The following is a 23,446-nucleotide window of genomic DNA, read 5'->3' as shown; positions in this document are numbered from 1 at the left end:
GAGTTAGCTGTAAATCATTCCCATTCAATCGTCGCGGGTGGTTTACCGCTGATGTCATACACCACGCGGGAAATACCGTTCACTTCGTTGATAATGCGGTTGGACACACGGCCCAGGAAGTCATACGGCAGATGCGCCCAGTGGGCGGTCATAAAGTCGATAGTTTCAACAGCACGCAGGGAAACGACCCAGTCGTATTTACGGCCATCGCCCATCACACCAACGGAACGAACCGGCAGGAACACGGTGAACGCCTGGCTCACTTTGTTGTACAGGTCAGCTTTGTGCAGCTCTTCAATGAAGATAGCGTCCGCACGACGCAGCAGGTCGCAGTACTCTTTCTTCACTTCGCCCAGCACGCGCACGCCTAAACCTGGACCCGGGAACGGGTGACGGTACAGCATGTCGTACGGCAGGCCCAGCTCCAGACCAATTTTACGCACTTCATCTTTGAACAGCTCACGCAGCGGCTCAACGAGACCCATCTTCATCTCTTTCGGCAGACCGCCGACATTGTGGTGAGATTTGATGACGTGTGCTTTACCGGTTGCAGAAGCGGCAGATTCAATCACGTCTGGGTAGATGGTGCCCTGCGCCAGCCACTTCACGTCCTGCAGTTTCAACGCTTCTTCGTCGAACACTTCAACGAACACGCGACCGATAATTTTACGTTTCGCTTCTGGGTCGTTCTCGCCTTTCAGCGCGTCGAGGAAACGCTGTTCGCCTTTAACGTGAATGATGTTCAGACCGAAGTGGTCACCGAACATATCCATAACCTGCTCTGCTTCGTTCAGGCGCAGTAGCCCGTTATCAACAAAGACGCAGGTCAGATTTTTACCGATAGCACGGTGCAGCAGCATGGCAGTTACGGAAGAGTCAACGCCGCCGGACAGGCCGAGGATCACTTTATCGTCACCAACCTGCTCGCGAATACGGGCAACGGCGTCATCGATGATTTTTGCCGGTGTCCACAGCGCCTCACACTGGCAGATGTCACGCACAAAGCGCTCCAGCATACGCAGGCCCTGACGGGTGTGAGTTACTTCCGGGTGGAACTGCACGCCGTAGAAACGTTTTTCTTCGTGCGCCATAATGGCAAACGGGCAGCTTTCGGTGCTGGCAACGGTGACAAAGCCTTCCGGGATAGCGGTAACTTTGTCGCCATGGCTCATCCACACATCCAGCAACGGTTTGCCATCTGCGGTCAGTGAATCTTCGATGCCACGGATCAGTGCGCTGTCGGTCTGAACTTCAACCTGTGCGTAGCCGAATTCACGCTCGTGAGACCCTTCAACATGGCCACCCAGCTGCATCGCCATGGTCTGCATACCATAGCAGACGCCGAATACTGGTACGCCTGCATTGAAGACGTACTCTGGTGCACGCGGGCTGTTCGCTTCGGTGGTGCTTTCCGGGCCACCGGAAAGAATAATACCGCTTGGGTTGAATTCGCGAATTTGTGCTTCCGTAACATCCCATGCCCACAGCTCACAGTAGACGCCCAGCTCACGTACGCGACGTGCCACCAGTTGCGTGTACTGCGATCCGAAATCGAGGATGAGAATGCGATGTTTATGAATATTGTCTGTCATTGACGCTAATTCCGAGGCAAGTGAAACAAATTCGCCCGGCATAGAAGCCGGGCGCGGAAACTGATCAGGAGCCCATACGGTAGTTAGGGGACTCTTTGGTAATGGTCACGTCGTGAACGTGACTTTCCTGAATACCCGCACCGCTGATGCGTACAAACTCTGCTTTCGTTCGCAGCGCGTCGATAGTACCACAGCCGGTCAGACCCATACAGGAGCGCAGGCCGCCCATCTGCTGGTGAATGATCTCTTTCAGGCGACCCTTATAGGCCACGCGGCCTTCGATACCTTCCGGTACCAGTTTGTCAGCGGCGTTATCGCTCTGGAAGTAACGGTCAGAAGAGCCTTTGGACATCGCGCCCAGAGAACCCATACCACGGTAGGATTTATAAGAACGCCCCTGGTACAGTTCAATTTCACCCGGAGATTCTTCGGTACCGGCCAGCATAGAGCCCACCATTACCGCCGCCGCACCTGCCGCGATCGCTTTCGCGATGTCGCCAGAGAAACGAATACCGCCGTCAGCGATAACCGGAATACCCGTACCTTCCAGCGCTTCAACCGCGTCAGAAACGGCAGTGATCTGTGGAACACCCACACCGGTAACGATACGGGTCGTACAGATGGAACCAGGGCCGATACCCACTTTCACCGCACTGCAACCGGCTTCAGCCAGCGCACGAGCACCAGCGCCCGTTGCGACGTTACCGCCGATGATTTGCAGATCCGGGTATTTCGCACGGGTATCACGGATACGCTGCAATACGCCTTCAGAATGGCCGTGAGAGGAGTCAATCAGCAGCACGTCAACGCCTGCAGCAACCAGTGCATCAACGCGCTCTTCATTACCCGCACCCGCACCGACTGCAGCGCCAACGCGCAGACGACCATGCTCGTCTTTACAAGCGTTAGGTTTACGTTCGGCTTTCTGGAAGTCTTTTACGGTAATCATGCCGCGCAGATGGAAGCCGTTATCAACGACCAGCGCTTTCTCAACGCGTTTTTCGTGCATTTTTGCCAGCACAACTTCACGCGCTTCGCCTTCACGTACGGTCACCAGACGCTCTTTCGGCGTCATGTATACGCTAACCGGCTGGCTGAGGTCGGTCACAAAACGCACGTCACGACCGGTGATGATACCCACCAGCTCGTTATCTTCTGTCACTACCGGGTAGCCCGCAAAACCGTTACGCTCGGTCAGTTCTTTTACTTCACGCAGGGTGGTAGTCGGCAGCACGGTCTGTGGGTCAGTAACCACGCCAGATTCGTGTTTCTTCACGCGGCGAACTTCTTCCGCCTGACGTTCAATAGACATGTTTTTGTGGATAAAACCGATGCCACCTTCCTGTGCCAGAGCAATGGCAAGGCGCGCTTCAGTCACGGTATCCATGGCTGCGGAGAGCATAGGAATGTTCAGACGAATCGTTTTCGTCAACTGCGTGCTGAGGTCAGCAGTATTCGGCAGAACGGTAGAATGAGCGGGAACGAGGAGGACGTCGTCAAACGTCAGGGCTTCTTTGGCAATACGTAGCATGGGCAATATCTCGACCAGATTGGTTAATAAATATTGCCGTGGCATTATACAGAGCGTAACCGATTGCATCCACACTTTTTTGCAAAAAAACCTTGCGATCCCCGGTAGGCGGGTTACTATCGATTGAATAACCTGCTGATTTAGAATTTGATCCCGCTCACATGTTATCCTCTCAAACCTCTTCAATTTTTACCGTAAGTCGCCTTAACCAGACGGTGCGCCTGCTGCTCGAGCAAGAGATGGGGCAAGTGTGGATCAGCGGCGAGATTTCTAACTTTACCCAGCCCTCTTCCGGTCACTGGTACTTCACCTTAAAAGACGATACCGCCCAGGTACGCTGCGCGATGTTTCGCAACAGCAACCGCCGCGTCACGTTCCGTCCGCAGCACGGACAGCAGGTGCTGGTGCGTGCCAATATTACGCTGTACGAACCGCGCGGTGATTATCAAATCATCGTCGAAAGCATGCAGCCAGCGGGTGAAGGTTTATTGCAGCAGAAGTATGAACAGCTCAAAGCCAAACTGCAGGCCGAAGGATTGTTCGATCAGCAGTGTAAACAATCACTCCCAATGCCGGCTCATTGTGTCGGGGTGATCACTTCGAAAACCGGGGCGGCGCTGCACGATATTCTCCACGTACTCAAACGTCGTGATCCTTCCCTGCCGGTGATTATCTACCCGACAGCGGTACAGGGTGACGATGCACCGGGGCAAATCGTTCGCGCTATCGAACTGGCGAACGTCCGCAACGAGTGCGATGTGTTAATCGTTGGCCGTGGCGGCGGTTCGCTGGAAGATTTATGGAGCTTTAACGACGAACGCGTGGCGCGGGCTATTTTCGCCAGCCGCATCCCGGTGGTCAGTGCCGTCGGTCATGAAACCGATGTCACCATCGCTGATTTTGTCAGTGACCTGCGGGCCCCTACGCCGTCTGCGGCAGCAGAGATTGTTAGCCGCAATCAGCAGGAATTATTACGCCAGATTCAGTCCGTTCAGCAACGTCTGGGCATGGCAATGGACTACTACCTCGCCAACCGCAGTCGTCGCTTCACGCAGACCTTCCACCGTCTGCAACAGCAACACCCTCAGCTACGTCTGGCGCGTCAGCAAACTACGCTGGAACGACTGCGTCAGCGGATGAGCTTTGCGCTGGAAAACCAGATCAAGCAGGCCAACCAGCACCAGCAGCGCATACTGCATCGTCTGAACCAGCAAAACCCGCAGCCACGTATTCATCGTGCACAAACGCGCATTCAGCAACTGGAATATCGGCTGGCGGAAAATATTCGTGCACGGCTTAGCGAGCAACGAGAACGTTTCGGGAATACCGTTACCCATCTGGAAGCCGTCAGCCCGCTGGCAACACTGGCGCGCGGCTATAGCGTTTCTACCGCCACCGGCGGCGGCGTGTTGAAAAAGGTCAAGCAGGTGAAAGCCGGCGATCTCATCACCACGCGGCTGGAAGACGGCTGGGTGGAGAGCGAAGTGAAAGGCGTAACGGTCGCGAAAAAAACGCGGAAGAAAAAGCCGGGTTAAACCGGCACAAATTCTAGGCGTTTTTTAGAAATCAATCCGTGGCCGTTCTGGCAAAAGTAGTCCACCGCACCGCAGGCTTTTAGCACCTGAAGCGGCTGATGGCACTCAGGGCAACGCGCTTCCAGTTGAATATCTTTATTGCAACGTTCACAGTGCGCCACACCATTTTGTGGCTCCAGTTCCGTGTGACAATCCGGGCAAATAATCGACATAATGACGCCTATAGAAAAAATTGATGACGGCGTTAATGATACCACTATGCACTTCATGTAGGCGGTGTAACCTGCGTTTACCGAGGCATAACTACACCCCGGTAAAGTAGAAGTTCTGTTAGGCGTTAGCGGCCGGTTTAGTCTGGGTATTTTCCAGCATACGGCGGATCGGAACAATGAGGACGATCAGGACCGCGGCGCAGATAAGCAGCGCAATGGAGCAACGCGCAAACAAGTCTGGCAGCATATCAAGCTGATCAGCCTTAACGTGACCACCAATCAGGCCTGCGGCCAGGTTACCCAGCGCGCTTGCACAGAACCACAGTCCCATCATCTGGCCACGCATTCTTTCTGGCGCCAGCAGAGTCATGGTCGCCAGACCAATTGGGCTCAGGCACAGTTCGCCGAGCGTCAGCATCAGGATACTGCCCACCAGCCAGAATGGAGAAACACCCGCGCCGCCATTTGTCAACACGTCCTGCGCTGCAAGCATCATTATGCCAAAGCCTGCCGCCGCACAGAGAATGCCGATAACAAACTTGGTGATACTGCTTGGGCGAATGTTCATGCTCGCAAGTTTAGGCCACGCCCAGCTGAATACCGGCGCCAGCAGGATGATAAACAGGGCGTTAACCGACTGGAACCACACGGCCGGGATTTCAAAGTCCCCGATCATACGGTTAGTGTAGTCGTTGGCAAACAGGTTAAACGAGGTCGGTTTCTGCTCAAACGCAGACCAGAAGAACGCCGCGGACACCAGCAGGATAAAGCAGACCAGCAGTCTGGCGCGCTCTTTACGGTTCAGGCCCGCAAAGATAAACAGGTAGATGAAGTAACAGGCGACGGATGCCGCAATCACGTACACCAGTATGCTGGCGACCGCAACCGGGTTAATCACAATCACGCCTTGAGCAATCAGCGTAACAACGACGGCCACACCCGCCGCCAGTGCCAGCAGCCATGCACCGACGCCGTTTTTCTTCGCCACCGGGTTATTCCAGGTGGAATCCAGGCCCACTTCGCTATCGTAACGTTTCATCGCCGGAACGGCAAAAATACGGAAGATAATCAATGCCACCAGCATCCCGATACCACCGATACCAAAGCCCCAGTGCCAGCCATGCGTTTTAATCAGCCAGCCGGAGATCAGCGGTGCTATGAATGAACCGATGTTGATACCCATATAGAACAGCGAGAAACCGCCATCACGGCGCGCATCGCCTTTTTTATACAGCGTACCGACCATGACCGAAATACAGGTCTTAAACAGACCAGAACCCAGCACGATGAACATCAGGCCGATAAAGAACAGGTTGTTACCCATAATGGCAGAGAGCGCAATCGACAGGTGGCCGAGCGCAATCAGAATAGAGCCATACCATACCGCTTTCTGCTGGCCTAGCCAGTTATCCGCCAGCCAGCCCCCCGGCAGTGCAGCGAGATACATGGTACCGGCAAAGATACCGACAATCGCAGAGGCATTTTCACGCGCCAGCCCCATTCCACCGTCATAAACGGTGGCCGCCATAAATAAGATCAGTAACGGACGGATGCCGTAAAACGAAAAACGCTCCCACATCTCCGTGAAAAATAGCGAGCCTAGCGGATAGGGATGGCCGAAGAACGTTCGGCTTTCTTGTGGTTGAGTAGACAGTTGCATAATTCTCCTGAAAAGGTATGTGTTGTGCGGGTAAACACCACGCTGTACGCCGGCCAGTTATGTATCTGGTCGATTTTTTTACAGGTAGCGAAAAGTTAATTAGCCATTTGAGGGTCTGGAGCCAGTTTTGTCTAGTACCAACCCCTGCACTTTAAGATGAAAATTCGACAATTGTCTACTTTATTAGATTTAAACTTGGTCAAAAAAGAATAATCATTGACATTGTACAGACACACAGGACTATAAACAGACGAAAAAAACCCGCGACAAGCGCGGGCTTTCATAATCAGCAAGGGTTACTTACTTTTTTTAATATGTTGAATCAAACGCTTACGCTTGCGCATTTGTGTTGGCGTCAACGTATTACGCTTGTTCGCATACGGGTTTTCCCCTTCTTTGAACTGAATACGGATCGGCGTCCCCATCACTTCCAGCGACTTACGGAAGTAGTTCATAAGATAACGTTTGTAGGAATCAGGCAGGTCTTTAACCTGGTTGCCGTGAATCACCACAATTGGTGGGTTATAGCCACCAGCATGCGCATATTTCAACTTCACACGACGACCGCGCACCAGCGGCGGCTGGTGATCTTCTGTCGCCATGCTCATGATGCGGGTCAGCATCGCGGTACTGACGCGGCGGGTTGAGCTGTCATACGCTTCACGCACTGACTCAAACAGATTACCCACACCACTGCCGTGCAGCGCAGAGATAAAGTGCACGCGGGCAAAATCGATAAAGCCCAGACGGAAGTCCAGCGTCTCTTTAACCTGCTCTTTCACTTCCTGGGTCAGGCCGTCCCACTTGTTGACGACGATGACAAGTGAGCGCCCACTATTGAGAATAAAGCCCAGTAGCGACAGATCCTGATCGGAAATACCTTCGCGGGCATCAATCACCAGCATCACCACGTTGGCGTCTTCAATCGCCTGCAGCGTCTTGATAACGGAGAATTTTTCTACCGCTTCGGTAATTTTTCCGCGCTTACGCACGCCTGCAGTGTCGATCAGCACATATTCGCGCCCGTCACGTTCCATCGGGATATAAATACTGTCACGCGTGGTTCCCGGCATATCGTAAACCACCACGCGGTCTTCGCCGAGAATACGGTTAGTGAGTGTGGACTTACCGACGTTCGGACGCCCGACAATCGCCAGTTTGATTGGCAGATCCTGCGGATTGAAGTCGTCTTCAGGCTCTTCTTCACCGTTTTCTTCGGCTTCCAGCTTCGCCCAGTATTCCGCGTCTTCATCCACTTCTTCCTGCGGCGCTACGTCATCCATCCACGGCAGCAGAACGTGCTCCAGCAGGCTGAGAACACCACGACCGTGAGAAGCTGCGATCGGGTGAATTTCACCTAACCCCAGCGAATAAAAATCAACCACCGCCTGATCCGGATCGAGTCCGTCAGTTTTGTTGGCGACCAGGAAAGTCGGTTTTTGGCGCGAACGCAGATGTTTGGCGATGGCTTCATCTGCCGGCATCAGGCCAGCACGCGCATCAACCATGAACAGCACAACGTCCGCTTCTTCGATGGCTAGCAGCGACTGTGCAGCCATGCGGGTTTCAACCCCGTCTTCGGTGCCATCAATACCGCCGGTATCAACACAGATAAACTCGCGTCCTTCAATCTCAGCACGACCGTACTTACGGTCACGAGTCAGACCCGGGAAATCCGCAACCAGCGCATCTCGGGTGCGAGTTAGACGGTTAAATAACGTGGATTTGCCAACGTTAGGGCGCCCGACAAGCGCGACCACAGGTACCATGTTTAAAGCCTCATTTAAAAAATCATCAGACAACGGACGTATTTTTACGCCATTGTTAAAAACAGGAAAACGGCCCCTGCACCAGGAGCCGTTTTTCAAAGCGAGCGGCAGGACGATTAACGCGTAATGGAATACAGCGTACCGTCTTTCGCCTGGATCAGCAGTTTACCATCAGCCGATACTGGCTCGGTCAGGAAACCGGAGCTGTCGACTTTCTGCTGGGCCACAAAGCGGCCATCATCAATGTTAATCCAGTGCAGATAGCCTTCGCTATCGCCGACAACCAGATTGCCATTATACAGCGCCGGAGACGTCAGCAGACGGTGAAGCAGATCGCTCTGCGTCCACAGCGTTACGCCGCCGTCAGTGGTTAACGCCAGCACGCGGTCATTCTGATCTACCAGATAGATACGGTTGCCATCGACGATGAAATCATTCACCGAGCCGAGCTCACGTTTCCACATAACCTGGCCGCTGCGCAGATCCAGCGCCGTCAGGTTACCATTATAAGCCAGGGCGTACACAACGCCATTAACGATAACCGGCGTGGTGTCAACATCACTCAGACGATCGATTTCTGTTGGACCGGTCGCCTGAGAAATACGTTGCTGCCAAATCATCTGGCCCTGTTGCATCAGCACGGCGCTCACGCGACCGTTATCACCGCCGACAATCGCCGCACCAAAAGCGCTAGCCGGGGCTGATTCGCCGCGTAACGAAAGCGATGGCATATCCAGGTTGACGGTCCATTTGACGGCACCGTCAGCTTCGTTTAACGCCTGCAGTTGACCATTGCTGGTGTGAATCAATACCACACCATCGCTCACCACCGGGCGAGACAGCGCTTCACCGGCAACACGAGTCTGCCAGGCAATAGTACCGTCGCTGGTATTAAGCGCATAAACCTGGGCTTTTTCGCTGCCGATATAGACGTGACCACCGGAAACCGTCACACCACCAGAAAGCTGTGCAGAGACTCTAGAGAACCAGCCGTCTTTTTCCGCCAGATTGACGGACCAGACTTCTTTGCCATCATCCGCGTTCAGAGCTTTAACGACGCCTGTACGATCCGCCGCATAGACAACGTTATCTGCCAGCGCAGGATGAAGGTTGGAATAGAAATCACCAATACCGTTACCTACAGACGTGCTCCAGGCTGTAGACGGAGTAAACTGGTTTTCAACCACCGGTAATGGGGACATCTTAACGACATCTTCTTCGCCACCAAACAGTGAACAGCCGCTTAATAGGGTAACGGAAAGCAGCCCTGGCAGAAGTAATTTACGCAATTGCATCGGGTCCCTCTCAGATGGACAAATTATTGATTTTCATCTGCATCATTTCGCTCAGAGCAGGAGAGGCTTCGCTTTTTACACCCGCTTCCCATGCGCTACGCGCGCCTTGTTTATCGCCTTTGCTCAGCAACGCTTCGCCACGCAGATCGGCGACAATGGCCGCCCACCCTTCACCTTTAATGGTGTCGAGCGTTTTCAGCGCGGTATCCGCTTGTTTAAGCTGAACTTGCACACGCGCAAGACGCAGATTAATCACCGCTTTGAGATTCTCATCGCTGGTCGCCGCCAGTCCTTGTTGCAACTGGGTAGCGGCTTTCTCAAGTTCGTTTTGATCAACAAACTGCTGCGCCAGTTCCATCGACGCTAACGCGCCGTAGGTATTTTTGTTCTCTGCAGCAAATTTCTCTGCGGCAGGAATGCTGTCCTGCTTACCCGCACTGACCGCAGTCACTGTATTTTGATACGCCAGAGAAGCAGAGCGTGTGGACTCCGTCTGATGGCTGGTCCAGTAACGCCAGCCAACCAGTGCGCCAACCCCTAAAATAACCCCAACCACCAGCGCTTTGCCATTTTCGGCAAAGAAGCGTTTTACCGCATCAACCTGGTCGTTTTCGTTCTCGTAAATTTCCACGCTGTCCTTCTCCTTAGCAAGTCAAAGTGCGCAAATGCGCGGCAACGCTATCCTGCGCTACTGCCGTTTGCTCACCAGTGCGCAAATCCTTCACTACAACAGTACCGTCAGCCACTTCGGACTCACCCAGTACCAGTGCAACGCGAGCGCCCCACTTATCGGCGCGAGCAAACTGTTTCTTAAAGTTGCCGCCACCGTGGTTTGTCATCAGTTTTACGCCCGGAACTTCATCGCGCAGACGTTCAGCCAGCGCCATTGCCGCCGACTGCGTATCTGTACCTGAAGCGATCAGGTATATATCGACAACAGGAGAAGCAATAAATTCCGGATTAACTGCCTGAACTAACAAAACAAGTCGTTCCAGGCCCATCGCGAAGCCAACCGCTGGCGTAGCACGACCGCCAAGTTGCTCGACCAGACCGTCATAACGACCGCCCGCACACACGGTACCCTGCGAGCCCAGGCTGCTGGTGACCCACTCAAATACGGTACGGTTGTAGTAGTCGAGACCACGAACCAGTCGTTGGTTAACGGTGTAAGCAATACCTGCTGACTCCAGCAGCGTACACAGACCGGCGAAATGCGCGCGTGAATCCTCATCCAGGTAGTCGCCCAGCGCCGGAGCGTCGTTGAGCAGCGCCTGCACTTCCGGATTTTTGGAATCGAGTACACGCAGCGGGTTGGTATACATGCGACGCTTGCAGTCTTCGTCCAGTTTGTCTTTATGCTGTTCCAGGTACGCCACCAATGCATCTCGGTAGTTAGCACGGGCTTCCAGAGAACCGATGGAGTTCAGTTCAAGGCTAACATGCTGAGAAATACCCAGTGCACGCCACCAGCGAGCGGTCAGCATAATCAGCTCAGCATCAATGTCCGGGCCTTGCAGGCCAAACACTTCGACACCCAGCTGATGGAATTGGCGATAGCGACCTTTTTGCGGGCGCTCGTGGCGGAACATCGGTCCGATATACCACAGACGCTGTTCCTGATTGTACAGGAGACCATGTTCGATGCCGGCACGTACGCAGCCAGCCGTTCCTTCAGGACGCAGAGTCAGGCTATCGCCATTACGGTCCTCAAAGGTGTACATCTCTTTTTCAACCACGTCGGTCACTTCTCCGATCGCGCGTTTGAATAACGGGGTCTGCTCTACAATCGGCAAGCGGATTTCACTGTAACCGTAGCTGCCGAGCACGTTTTTAAGAGTGCCTTCAATGCGCTGCCAGATGGCGGTTTCGCCAGGCAGATAATCGTTCATGCCGCGAATGGCTTGAATGTTTTTTGCCACGTTTATTCTCTTTATGGATATAAAAATGAACCCTCAGCGCTAACCCGAACAATGCGGGCGCCATGCGGGTTCAATCATACACGGGAAGCACGCCGCTTCCCATCACGTTGTTATTTTTCAACCTGCTGCACGTCAATTCGACGCGCTTCGTCCAGGATGCTGGCTTTGGCACGAATACGGGCTTCTAGCTGGGTAATCATATCGTCGTTATCGATACGATCCTTACGTACACCGTCTTCATACAGGCCGCTTTTCTTGTTGCCACCCGTCACGCCGAGCGTGGAAACCAACGCTTCACCAGGACCGTTTACCACACAGCCGATGATCGAAACGTCCATTGGTGTGATGATGTCTTCCAGACGTTGCTCCAGCGCGTTAACCGTACCGATGACGTCAAACTCCTGACGAGAACAGGTTGGGCAGGCGATAAAGTTGATCCCGCGCGCGCGAATGCGCAGCGATTTCAGAATATCGAAGCCTACTTTGATCTCTTCTACCGGATCGGCCGCCAGAGAAACGCGCAGCGTATCGCCGATCCCTTCTGACAACAGCAAACCCAGGCCAATCGCGGACTTCACCGATCCGCTGCGTGCGCCACCGGCTTCGGTGATCCCCAGATGCAGCGGCTGATCGATCTGTTTGGCTAACAGACGATAAGATTCAACGGCAAGGAACACATCAGAGGCTTTAACGCTCACTTTGAACTGGTCGAAGTTCAGACGATCGAGATGATCCACATGACGCATAGCTGATTCCAGCAGCGCCTGCGGCGTGGGTTCGCCGTATTTTTCCTGCAGATCTTTTTCCAGCGATCCGGCGTTAACGCCGATGCGGATAGGAATGTTGTTATCGCGAGCGCAGTCCACCACCATGCGAATACGCTCTTCATTACCGATATTGCCTGGGTTGATACGCAGACAGTCGACGCCGTATTCCGCTACTTTCAGCGCGATACGGTAGTCAAAGTGAATATCGGCAACCAGCGGGACTGTGACTTGCTGTTTGATAAGCTTGAACGCTTCTGCAGCATCCATTGTCGGTACAGAGACTCGGACAATGTCAGCCCCAACGCGTTCCAGCGCTTTGATTTGATTGACCGTCGCCGCCACATCCGTGGTCCGCGTATTGGTCATAGACTGTACGGCGATGGGCGCGCCATCACCAATCGGCACATTCCCAACGTAAATGCGTGTCGATTTTCTACGTTGAATTGGAGCCTGATTATGCATTAAAAAATCTCCCGCATTGCCGTCTGTTACTGAGCCGCTGGTTGTTCGGCATTTACGGTCAGACGCGCAACCTGGTTAGTTCTGATAAAACGACTCAGATCGACAGGTTTACCCTGGTACTGAATCTGCACTGCTGCCGGTGCACCAATTTTCAGTTTGTACGGTGCCTGGCCGATAAGATTTAACGTGCCATCTTTACGCTGCATACCGCTAAACAGTTTTTTACCGGTCGCATCACTGACTTCCAGCCAGCAGTCGGCGGTAAAATTCATCACCAGCGCGTTAGGATCGGCGGCAGGTGTTGTCACACCTGCTTGATCGGTCGGCAAAGGTGCCGCCGTAGCCGGTGAGGTTGGCGCCGTTGTCGCTGTATCTACGTTGGCCTGAGACGGTGCCACTACCGCATTCTGTTGCGCATCTGCAGCAACTGCTGGCACTGTGGCAGCGTCTGCCGCCGCGCCATCATCCGGCGCGGGGGGAGTCATATCCTGACTTGCCGCAGCGCTGGTATCTAACGGCACGCTCTGGGCACTGTCTTTACCCGCATTCAGCTCAGCGGAGGATTGATCGGCCATCGTGGTGATCTCTTCCTGCTGCGCTTTATGATTCTGCCACCACCAGGCGCCAGTAAGTCCAACCACGACAAACAGTACCAGCCAGGTAAAGGTCATTAACCAGCCATCACGCTTTTTGCGGCGCTTACCGAGCGAGAAACTCTGCATCGGCGCCACTTTGGCTGGGCGAATCGGAGCCTGTTTTTCCAGCCCTGGCAACAGTTCTTCTTCAGGAATATGCACCAAACGCGCATAGGAACGGATATACCCGCGCAGAAACGTTGAAGCGAGATCGGCTGGCGCCTTATCTTCTTCAATATTGCGTACCGTGGAGACCTTCAGGCACAGTCGTTCCGCGACGGCCTGTTGGCTGAATCCGAGTTGTTCACGGGCATTGCGCAGGCGAACGCCGGTGGAGAGTGCTTCATTTTGGTCGTGCGTGGCTTCAGTATTCATTCGCTACAGCTGCGTAAATATGGGCTCTGGCGCCGGTGAGCCACAATGCTCACCCACACCGCGAAACATCTGGTCAGTTAACCTTGGTCAGACAGTATAAAACGGTCAGACTATCAATGACAAAACAGCGTAAACCTGAGGGCTAAACTCTTGTTGGGCCGCTACATACTGCCTTAAAGTCGACGAAAACGCACCGTTAATATTGACCTGACGAGTATAACAAATGACCGTATGTCACTTACATTGCACTACGGTACATTAATTATACCGTAGTGCACCAACATCAAACGGTCTTGATGTCGATAGCATCACCCTGCATGCGCTTGCGCAGAGTACGCTTGGTACGGTCAATGACGTCACCCGCCAGCTGACCGCAGGCTGCATCAATATCGTCGCCGCGTGTTTTACGCACGATGGTCGTGAAACCATAGCCCATCAACACTTTGGAGAAACGATCGATACGGCTGTTAGAACTCCGTCCGTACGGCGCGCCCGGGAATGGGTTCCATGGAATCAGGTTAATCTTACACGGCGTATCTTTCAGCAGCTCCGCCAGCTGATGCGCATGCTCGGTACCGTCGTTAATGTGATCTAACATCACATATTCAATGGTGACGCGGCCCTGGTTGGCGTTCGACTTCGAAATGTAGCCACGCACCGACTCAAGGAACGTTGCAATATTGTACTTTTTGTTGATCGGCACGATTTCGTCACGAATTTCATCGTTCGGCGCATGCAGGGAAATTGCCAGCGCCACATCGATCATGTCGCCCAGCTTATCCAATGCAGGTACCACGCCGGAGGTAGACAGCGTAACGCGGCGTTTTGACAGCCCGAAACCGAAGTCATCCAGCATGATTTCCATCGCCGGAACCACGTTGGTCAGGTTCAACAACGGTTCGCCCATGCCCATCATCACCACGTTGGTGATAGGACGCACGCCGGTCGCTTTGACGGCACCGACGATTTTCGCTGCACGCCAGACCTGGCCGATAATTTCCGACACCCGCAGGTTACGGTTAAAGCCCTGCTGCGCCGTAGAACAGAATTTACACTCTAATGCACAGCCGACCTGTGAAGAAACGCACAGGGTGGCGCGATCGTCTTCCGGGATATACACGGTTTCTACGCGCTGGTCGCCAACGGCAATGGCCCATTTGATGGTGCCGTCAGACGAACGCTGCTCTTCCACCACTTCCGGGGCGCGAATTTCAGCGACGTCTTTCAGTTTATTGCGCAGCACTTTGTTGATGTCAGTCATGTCATCAAAGTTGTCGCTGCAATAGTGGTACATCCATTTCATGACCTGATCGGCACGAAACGGCTTTTCGCCCATCTCTTTGAAGAATTCGCGCATCTGCTGACGGTTCAGATCCAGCAGGTTAATTTTTCCATTTTTATTTGGAACCGCAGCAATGACGACTTCAGAGGTGTTAACTAATTCAGACATAATTTTTTCCGGCCTCGTTGTTACACGTTATGGCCCGTGGAGGGTTGATAAAAAGAAACGCCCCGGCAAGCGGTCTGCTCTTCCGGGGCGTTGCATTGTACAAAGTCTGGCGCAGGGATGCCACGTTTGCACGAAGCATTAGCGAAAATAATATGTAAATGCTAATTCATCTCCAAAGGATTTCGCGTCGCAGGAAGACGGTAAGTTCGAGCATCCCCGGGAGCATAGAAAACTATGTGACCGGGGTAAACGAACGCAGCCAACGCATCGGCGACGTGAAAGACGCAGGAGATCAGCGAGTACGCGGGCAAACCTCGCCTTCACCAAAGAAATAGGCGATTTCACGCGCCGCAGATTCGACGGAGTCGGAACCGTGGGTGCCGTTCTCGGTGAAGCTGTCAGCGTAATCTGCACGCAGCGTACCTGCCAGCGCATTCGCCGGGTTGGTTGCACCCAGCAGATCGCGGTGACGCTGAACGGCGTTTTCGCTTTCCAGTACGGAAACAACGATCGGACCAGAGGTCATGAATTCAACCAGGCCATCAAAGAACGGTTTGCCGTCGTGCTCGGCATAGAAGCCACGCGCCTGTTCAACGGTCAGGTGCAGCATTTTAGTCCCCACAATTTTGAACCCTGCTGATTCAAAGCGTGCGAAGATGCTTCCAATAACGTTTTTTGCCACCGCATTTGGTTTGATGATGGAAAAAGTACGTTCAATAGCCATGATTACCTCTGAAAAAAATGTTTTGTTGTGGTTTACCTGGCGCGGATTATAAAGAGCATCCCGGCAATTGACTATTGATGAAGGTAACATTTCTTTAAAATAAGATGAATTTCAGCAACAAATAACATCAAGCTGGTCTACTGCAAAGCAAATCTCACCGTGGCAACCTGCCCGCCGTCATCCATAACCAACAGCTGGTACTCTCCTGCGACCGTTAAGCGCAGGGTCAGACTCCGCCCACGTTCCTCCAGCCGCTCACCGTTAAGAAACCACCAGCGTTCGCCTGTCCCACCGCTGGTTTGTAGCGGCACGGAGACCGCTGGTGAACCGGGTAAGCGTTTCACAATCGCGCCATCGCGAACGCCTGTCAACTGCAGCGGTAAGGAAGCGTCCTGCCCCAACGGCGGGCAGGTTGCGGAAACTGGCGGTAGCCGTGCGGCTCGCCGCTCGGATGGCGGCAGCCAGGGCTCCAGCGGCAACGGCCAGACAATTAACGTCTGTTCTCGCGCCTGCGGGCAGTCTGGCGCCACGCGTTTTTCTGACGCATCTAACCAGACGGGAAAACGAATACCGTTAACCCCTTCCTGCTCGGGTAATAACAGCGTAGGCGGCTGGCTACCGTCCAATAGCCAGGTGGCTAAACGGCGACGACAGTTACCGTCCCCGTTGGGCAAAAATTGCCCACCCGGCCAGCACACCACGCCCCGGCTGACCGACTCTGGTCGCGGGTCTTCAGGCTGGTTTGTCCCACGCGCCAGCAGCAGGTTGTTAACCTGATTCAGCAAAGGCACGGCGCTGGCAAAACCAAATTGCCCCACCACCGGCGTGCCGTCGGGTCTGCCGGTCCAGATGCCAATCACGTAACGTGAGTTAACGCCAATCGCCCACGCATCGCGATAGCCGTAGCTGGTGCCCGTTTTCCACGCCAGCGGTACCACACGACTCAGGGCGTTATCCGGCAGGGGCTGCGCGTCGTCCGCCATAATCCGCCGGATAATCCACGCCGCACCAGCGGACATCAGCGAGCGTTCCAGCAGCGGCTCTTCCGGCTGCAGACGGAGCTTTCCTGCTTTTCCCTGACGGGCAAAGGCGCTGTACGCCGCGACCATATCCTCAAGCCTGGCTCCCGCGCCCCCGAGGATCAGTGACAGATTTGGCGCAGCCCCTGCCGGTAAATACAACGGTAACCCCACGTTACGCAGCCTGGCGGCAAAACGTTTCGGGCCGTAGGCTTCCAGTACCTGGACTGCCGGCAGATTCAGCGAGCGCACCAGCGCCTCGCTCATGCTTACCGGGCCATGAAAACCGCTGTCAAAATTCCCCGGACGATAATCCCCGGTACGCCGCGGTACGTCCTGCAATAATGAGGCCGGGTGAACCAGTCCGTCCTCCAACGCGAGTCCATAGACAAAGGGTTTCAGCACCGATCCCGGCGAGCGGATCGCGCTCACCATATCCACATGCCCAAAGCGGGTGTCATCATTCATATCCACCGAGCCCACCCAGCCACGTACGCGCATATCGGTATGGTCGACCACAATCATCGCCAGCGAACTGCGCGCCGGAAGCCGCCCCTTCCAGTTTTGCGCCAGCTCCTCCAGTTGACGTTGCAGCCCGGCGTCCAGCGTGGTGACAATTTTGTTGCTGCTGCTTTTGTTCAGCATCATGCGTGAGAATAACGGCGCCAATTGCGGCATCTGCCTCGGTGCCAGCCAGACCGGTTCTTCGCGTGATTCCTGCGCCTGTTTTGCCGACCAGACGCCCTGCGTCGCCATGCGATCGAGCACTTTATTGCGCGCGACTTGCGCCCGATCCGGCCAACGGTCCGGACGCAGACGGCTAGGCGCCTGCGGCAGTACAGCCAGCAACGCGGCATCGGAGTAGCTGAGTTGTGCCGGTGATTTCCCCAGATACGCCCAGCTTGCGGCACCAACGCCTTGCAGCGTCCCGCCAAACGGCGCGCGGTTAAGATACAGCGTCAGGATATCGCGCTTGGAGAGATGCCATTCCAGTTGGAATGCACGCCAGAGTTGGCGAAACTTACCGCCAAAAGTGCGCGGATGTGGGTCGAGCAGCCTCGCCACCTGCATGGTGAGCGTACTGCCTCCGGAGACCACGCGCCCGGAGGTGAGATCCTGCCAGGCGGCGCGAAGCACAGAAAACGGATTGACGCCGGGATGTTTCCAGAACCAGCGATCTTCGTAGTTAATGAGCGCCTCGAGATAACGGGGCGAGACCTCTTCAAGCGTGACCGGATAACGCCAGATACCGTCCGCGTCGGCAAAGCGCCACAGCGGCGTCCCGTCCTGAGCCACCACCACTCGCGCAGGATTAACCTCATGCAGCGGCAATGGCCAGATTTTATCTGCCGTCCACACTGCTGCCCCTGTCAGCAACGCAGCGGCTACCAGCCAGCCGCTGCGTTTAACCCACCGATGCATCATTTACGGTCTGACAATCAGCGGGCCCTCAGCCGTGCCGGTGGCACGCCACTGCGGAACATACATCGATTCCACCTGGGGTACAGGTACCTGATACGTCCCCGGGGTGACCGCGCGCGCCAGATACACCAGCGTGACCGGTTGCCCTTCGTTGACTGCCACCGCCGCGACAAAGCGATCGTCGCGGAATTCAACGTGCTGGATATCCGCTTGCTGCATTTGATTAAGCAAATTCGCCACTTCGCTGCCGCTATCCTGCAGGCTGGCGCTACCGTTGGCCAGATTCTGGTTTTCCAGTTCCAGACCAGCAGGCAGAAGATCGACCACCAGCGCATCCGGAACATTCTGGCTGGCTCTAACCGTCAACCAGACCAGCACCAGCTCGCCGCTACGCAGAGACGAGAGCGATTTACTCTGCCCATCGGTGCCCAGCACCTGACGTTCAATGAGCAGTACATTGCTGGCAGGCTGTGGTGAGCTTTGCGGATAGCCGTTGACGTCCAGACGCAGCCACAGCGGCAGATTACCCGTGTTGGTCACCGCCAGCGTCGCTAACTGTTCCGCATCCAGATTTCGGGTTTGCGATTTATCACCCGCCAGCGGTTGTTCAGAGAGCGAGGTCTGCGCCTGCCACGTGCCCGGCAGATCCTGCAGCGTACGGGCAGCAAGGAACAGCGCATTATTCTCCTGCGTGGAGAGCCAGCGCTGACCGAAAGCTTGCTCCGACAGCGTATTCAGCAAAGTATTTTGCACGTCGGGTTTCAGTTTATTCTCTTCCAGCAAGGCCAGCATCAGCGCGTTGTCGCGTAGCTGACTGCCGTAATCCGCCATCCACTGCTGCGTATCTCGGCGCGGCGTATTGAGTGCCAACGTCAGCGCCTGTTCACTGCGATTCGCATCGCCCATGTTTTTCAGCGCAATGCCCAATTGCAGCAGCGGCAGGCCAGAGGCGGCCTGAGTTCGACGCTCCCAGATCTCACGCAGAGCGCCCAGCGGCGCTTTCTGCTGACGGGCCAGTACCAGCGCGGCATAGGCCTGTACGGCAAACCGGCTGGCTGCGGTGTCGTCGGTGTAGCGAATCGACATCATGCCCGGATCCTGTAAATAACGCAGCAGACGCGCATTGCCCCGGTTGATCACCTCGCTCGGGACGCTGTAGCCCTGTTCATTTGCCCGGACGAGGAAGTCCATGACATAGGCACTCAGCCAGTACTCTTCCGGCCCGTTCTTATCCCACAGCGCAAATCCCCCGTCGTCACGCTGCATTTGCAGTAACCGGGAAATACCCATTTCAACCGCCGCGCGGCGTTTTTCATCGCTATCACCCGCTATACCCAACGCCTTCAACTGTGCAGCGTTGGTATACAACGACGGGAATAATCCGCTGGCCGTCTGCTCCAGGCAGCCGTAAGGATAGGCTTTCAATTCGCGAACATAGCGCGCCAGATTCAGCGGCGGCTTGCCGCTGAACAGCAGTTGCCCCTGCACCGTTGCCGGGGAGAAGTTGGTCAATTCCCCGTCCGGTAACTGCCAGGTTTCACCGGCTTGCAGCGCCACGCCGCTATTGAGAGTTTGCGCCGGGAACGCCGGACGCACGCCAATCTTCCACTGTTTATGTTGAACGGGGAGCGTTTCACCTGGCAGCGTCAAACCACTAATAACGGCCTGAATCTCACCATCGCCGAATCCCTCCAGTGCCCGTACCGGAATAAACAACGTGGTACGCACGCCAGGTGCCAAGTCCACCGGGGCAGGGTTTTGGCCCATCAGTGACACTAAGCCGCTGGCGGTAAGCTGAATATTCAGCGTCTGCGGCCTATCTGTCAGATTGGTGACGTCCAGCGTCAGGCGCGAGGTATCACCGCCGGCCATAAAGCGTGGCATATTCAGTTCCGCGATCACCGGCGCAGCGACGATCACTTTACTCTCGCTACTGCCAAAGTCATCTGCGGTCCAGGCCTGCGCCATCACCCGAAGTTCACCGTTAAAATCGCCAATCGGCAACGTCACCGTGCCCTCACCTTTCTCGTTGAGCGTGACCGGCAGCGCTTGTTGCGCCACGATATTGACGTGATTAACCGGCGGTTTGCCGCCGCGTTTTAGCTCATCACCATCGCCACCGAAACGCAGTGCCGCCAAACGCCCTTGCCCTTCGATTACCTGGCCGTAAATATCATAAATATCCGCGCCATAGCGTTTCTGGCCGAAAAATGCCTGCCACGGATCCGGGGTAGCGTAATCGGTGATATTCAACACCCCGCTGTCTACAGCGGAGACCAGGACGTTAACCTGTTTAGGCACGTCACCATTTTTGACGCTGGCCTTAACGTTAACGGTCAACGGTTGATTCGGGCGCATTTTAGCCGGATTTTCCAGCGTCAAATGCAGGCGACGATTTTCATCGCCCAGCGGCAAATGCAGTAATCCGACCGCCCGTTTTGGCGTAGCCGAGCGGGATTTGTCGCCAGGGCGGATCACCAACGCGCTAAGATAGAGGTCATGGCGGTTCCAGGTTTTGTCGACCGGAATAGAGAGATCCAGACCATTTGCAGGGACATCGATCTCTTGCCACCACAGCGGGCCTTCGCTGGATTCCACCATTGCATAGCCTTTACCGGCAGCAGGCGCGGCAATGTGCAACTTCATGGTGTCGCCAGGACGATAATTGGGTTTATCCAGCTTCAGAGTGACACGATCCGGGCGCACCGCCCCGCTGCCGTCGCTGTTATCCTGCCAGCTGTATCCGGCCCAGAAGCGCACGCTGCTCACCGTATCGTTGGGTGCTTTCACTTCCAGACGGTAAGCGCCCCACTCCACCGGGAAGCTGACCTTACCGGTTTCATCGGCGGTAAGATCCAGCGTTTGCTCGCCTTCGACCAGATCCTTTTGATCGAACTGCGACTGCCAGCCCTCTCCTTCAGACCAGTTCCAATAGTAATCCCGACGTTCGCGGATCAACCGCACCTGCAAGCCGGAAACCGCTTTTTTCTCGCCTTTTGCATCGGCATAAACAATATCAAACGCGGCGTTGCTGTCTTCATCAACGATCGGCTGATTCACCGTGGTATCGGTGCGGTAATCATAAACGGCTTTGGCTGCGAATTGCGGGCGAATACCCGGCAGGGTATCTGCAGGCCAGATAGCCTGTTCTACCCGACGGGTCACCGGACGGCCACCCGACTCCAGCAGGCTGGCCTGCAAAATGACCTGTAACGGCGAGTGAGCTTCCTGCCACTGACTGCTGGTTGTGACTTCGCCACGACCGTTTTCATCCAGCGTCAGCTGAACTTCATCCAGACTGCGGGAGAGATTCTCTTCAGCAATATTGCCAAACTGGAATCCCGGCAATGCAGACACCGCTTCACGCTGTGGTCGCAGAAATAGCTGACCTTGCAGGGCATTACCATTCGCAGGCGCACCGTACAGGTAGTAACCCACCACCGAAAACTTCACATCGTCAGCCGGTGCAATCGGCATTTTATTGGCGGTGAGGTTGAGCGCCATCCGCTCGGGCATAAAATCTTCGACGTGGAAATCCCACATCCGTGAGCGGTTATCGCCGGTGTTGGCGCGAATATGCCACATACCGGTTGGCGCACTGCTGTCCAGCGGCCAGGTCAGACGGTACAGACCGTTTTCGGGCTGGCTGACCACCGTGCGTAATACCTGCCCGTCGGGCTTCACGACTTCCAGCTTCACCGGCTGATCGGGCAACGTTTTGCCGTCGCTGTCGCGCAGTAATCCGTTGAGGATCACCGTTTCACCGGGACGATAGAGATCGCGCGGGCCGAACATAAAGAACTGTTTGCTGTATCCTGGTGCCCCCGCGATATCAAATTCAGCCAGATCCAGCGCCGGTAATTTCAGGTCCAGCAGCGTGGTTTGCCCGTCTTTACGCGCCAGCAATATGGCGGCATCTTTATCCGTCTCGAGCTTCACGTGTCCCTGCGCATCGCTGGTCGCCTGCGCCAGCGTCTGCCCTTTCTCATTGAGCAAGGTAACATCTATACCCTGCTGCGCAGCGCCGTTTTCCAGGCTCTGGGTAAAGACATCCAGCTGATTGTGGTAACGGTGTGCGGATACGCCAATATCGCTGAGCGTAAATAGCGTGGCAGCATTGCTGTAATTGTATTGCCCGGCCTGGTTCATCACCGCAACGTACACCCCCGCCTGCTGCAACGGCTTGATTTCGCCCAGCGGCAGCAGCAGTTTCTCACGGGTATTGCGTGCCGGATTAAGGTCAAAGCGCCCGGTATAAACCAGCTCTGCCATTTTCAGCAGGTTGTCGGATTCCCAGTTAGACAATGAGTTGCGGTATTCCCACTGGCTGATAAACGCGCCAAGCGACTCCGGCTTCACGCGAAAGAAGTTCACATCCACGCTGTTGACGTTCAGCGCCATCACCGGCAGGCCTTCGATCACTTTGCCTGGCAACAGCGAGCCACGACTGGCAAATCCGACGCTCGGCTGGACATCGCGCGTGGTGATGTTTTTTTCATATTCAGTGCCAAACGTCGCCTTATTCAGCGCCAGTAAATCGCGCTCAATAGTCACCACCAGTTCGCGGTTGGGCTCCAGATGACGTAAGCGTAGCTCTTTCAGGTTGGGCGCCAATTCCCAGGCACCGTCCACTTTGCCGCTTTTTTTATCGACAACGTGCAGTACGCGAGAAAAATCTTGCTCAGGATCGAGGGGGATGGAGAACGTCAGCACCAGCGTCGCCGCGCCGTCTAACTGGACTTCGGAGGCGTCCAGTAGCGTCAACGGTTTACCCTGACTTTGCTGTGTCAGCTTGTGTAATTGCGCCGGATCTTTTACCGACGAGGTCTGTGGGGCAGGCATATCATTTTTCGCGTCCGTCGACGGCTTATCATTATTATCGCACCCCGCCAGCGCAAGCATCAACATACAGGCCGCTACGCGTAAATGTTTCATTTTTCATCCCTGGCCTGAGCGGCCCGTTAGCTACGTAGAACCCCTATTATGCGTGAGATTTCAGGATGTGGAAGTCTGTAACTAATCTGCGCTATCTGAATTTTCGCGAATAATGTCGATCCACCCTGACAAATCAGTCTCTTT

The 23,446-nt window shown here is 55.0% G+C and carries 15 protein-coding genes; 1 reads left to right on the top strand and 14 read right to left on the bottom strand.

Translation table 11 applies throughout. The annotated features are described in order from the left end of the window. Positions 1-14 precede the first annotated feature (14 nt). On the bottom strand, positions 15-1,592 hold the full coding sequence (gene guaA, locus FDW98_RS20810; RefSeq protein WP_096759358.1) for a glutamine-hydrolyzing GMP synthase: 1,578 nt from the start codon (positions 1,590-1,592) through the stop codon (positions 15-17). 64 nt (positions 1,593-1,656) lie between these two features. After that, positions 1,657-3,123, bottom strand: a complete 1,467-nt coding sequence (gene guaB, locus FDW98_RS20805) for an IMP dehydrogenase (RefSeq protein ID WP_096756181.1) — start codon at positions 3,121-3,123, stop codon at positions 1,657-1,659. A gap of 161 nt (positions 3,124-3,284) precedes the next feature. Here guaB and xseA point away from each other — a divergent pair, with 161 nt between their 5' ends. After that, entirely contained in the window at positions 3,285-4,658 is a 1,374-nt protein-coding gene (gene xseA, locus FDW98_RS20800) for an exodeoxyribonuclease VII large subunit (RefSeq protein WP_096756180.1), read from the top strand. Here the strand turns inward: xseA and FDW98_RS20795 are convergent. From FDW98_RS20795 to FDW98_RS20740, 12 genes are all read right to left on the bottom strand, one after another. Further along, the gene (locus tag FDW98_RS20795; protein WP_096756179.1) at positions 4,655-4,870 is read right to left on the bottom strand and encodes a zinc ribbon domain-containing protein; all 216 of its coding nucleotides are present in this window, start codon (positions 4,868-4,870) and stop codon (positions 4,655-4,657) included. The genes xseA and FDW98_RS20795 overlap by 4 nt on opposite strands. Before the next feature lie 118 nt (positions 4,871-4,988). After that, positions 4,989-6,530 carry a peptide MFS transporter gene (locus FDW98_RS20790; RefSeq protein ID WP_096756178.1) on the bottom strand — a complete coding sequence of 514 codons (1,542 nt, stop codon included), beginning with the start codon at positions 6,528-6,530 and terminating at the stop codon, positions 4,989-4,991. Between the two features lie 296 nt (positions 6,531-6,826). Next, entirely contained in the window at positions 6,827-8,299 is a 1,473-nt protein-coding gene (gene der, locus FDW98_RS20785) for a ribosome biogenesis GTPase Der (RefSeq protein WP_096756177.1), read from the bottom strand. A 116-nt stretch (positions 8,300-8,415) separates the two neighbouring features. After that, positions 8,416-9,594, bottom strand: a complete 1,179-nt coding sequence (gene bamB / locus FDW98_RS20780; protein ID WP_096756176.1) for an outer membrane protein assembly factor BamB — start codon at positions 9,592-9,594, stop codon at positions 8,416-8,418. Between the two features lie 10 nt (positions 9,595-9,604). Next, a complete protein-coding gene (locus FDW98_RS20775) occupies positions 9,605-10,225 on the bottom strand; it encodes a YfgM family protein (protein ID WP_096756175.1) in 621 nt (206 codons plus the stop codon). Positions 10,226-10,238: 13 nt separating this feature from the next. Then, positions 10,239-11,513, bottom strand: coding sequence for a histidine--tRNA ligase (gene hisS, locus FDW98_RS20770; RefSeq protein ID WP_096756174.1), 1,275 nt, complete (start codon positions 11,511-11,513; stop codon positions 10,239-10,241). A 110-nt stretch (positions 11,514-11,623) separates the two neighbouring features. Beyond that, on the bottom strand, positions 11,624-12,742 hold the full coding sequence (gene ispG / locus FDW98_RS20765; protein WP_096756173.1) for a flavodoxin-dependent (E)-4-hydroxy-3-methylbut-2-enyl-diphosphate synthase: 1,119 nt from the start codon (positions 12,740-12,742) through the stop codon (positions 11,624-11,626). Positions 12,743-12,768: 26 nt separating this feature from the next. Then, positions 12,769-13,752, bottom strand: coding sequence for a cytoskeleton protein RodZ (gene rodZ / locus FDW98_RS20760; protein ID WP_096756172.1), 984 nt, complete (start codon positions 13,750-13,752; stop codon positions 12,769-12,771). 283 nt (positions 13,753-14,035) lie between these two features. Next, positions 14,036-15,202 carry a bifunctional tRNA (adenosine(37)-C2)-methyltransferase TrmG/ribosomal RNA large subunit methyltransferase RlmN gene (locus FDW98_RS20755; protein ID WP_096756171.1) on the bottom strand — a complete coding sequence of 389 codons (1,167 nt, stop codon included), beginning with the start codon at positions 15,200-15,202 and terminating at the stop codon, positions 14,036-14,038. A 292-nt stretch (positions 15,203-15,494) separates the two neighbouring features. Then, positions 15,495-15,926 carry a nucleoside-diphosphate kinase gene (gene ndk, locus FDW98_RS20750; protein WP_044714626.1) on the bottom strand — a complete coding sequence of 144 codons (432 nt, stop codon included), beginning with the start codon at positions 15,924-15,926 and terminating at the stop codon, positions 15,495-15,497. Positions 15,927-16,063: 137 nt separating this feature from the next. After that, positions 16,064-18,370, bottom strand: a complete 2,307-nt coding sequence (gene pbpC, locus FDW98_RS20745; protein ID WP_371683393.1) for a peptidoglycan glycosyltransferase PbpC — start codon at positions 18,368-18,370, stop codon at positions 16,064-16,066. Further along, positions 18,371-23,302 (bottom strand): alpha-2-macroglobulin, encoded by a 4,932-nt coding sequence (locus FDW98_RS20740; RefSeq protein ID WP_096756170.1) that lies wholly within the window; start codon positions 23,300-23,302, stop codon positions 18,371-18,373. Positions 23,303-23,446 lie beyond the last annotated feature (144 nt).

The organism is Citrobacter sp. wls711 (assembly GCF_005281055.1).
Classification (GTDB): Bacteria; Pseudomonadota; Gammaproteobacteria; order Enterobacterales; family Enterobacteriaceae; genus Citrobacter; species Citrobacter gillenii.
The sequence above is the reverse complement of the archived record's forward strand: the minus strand, read 5'-3'. Positions and strand labels throughout refer to the sequence as shown.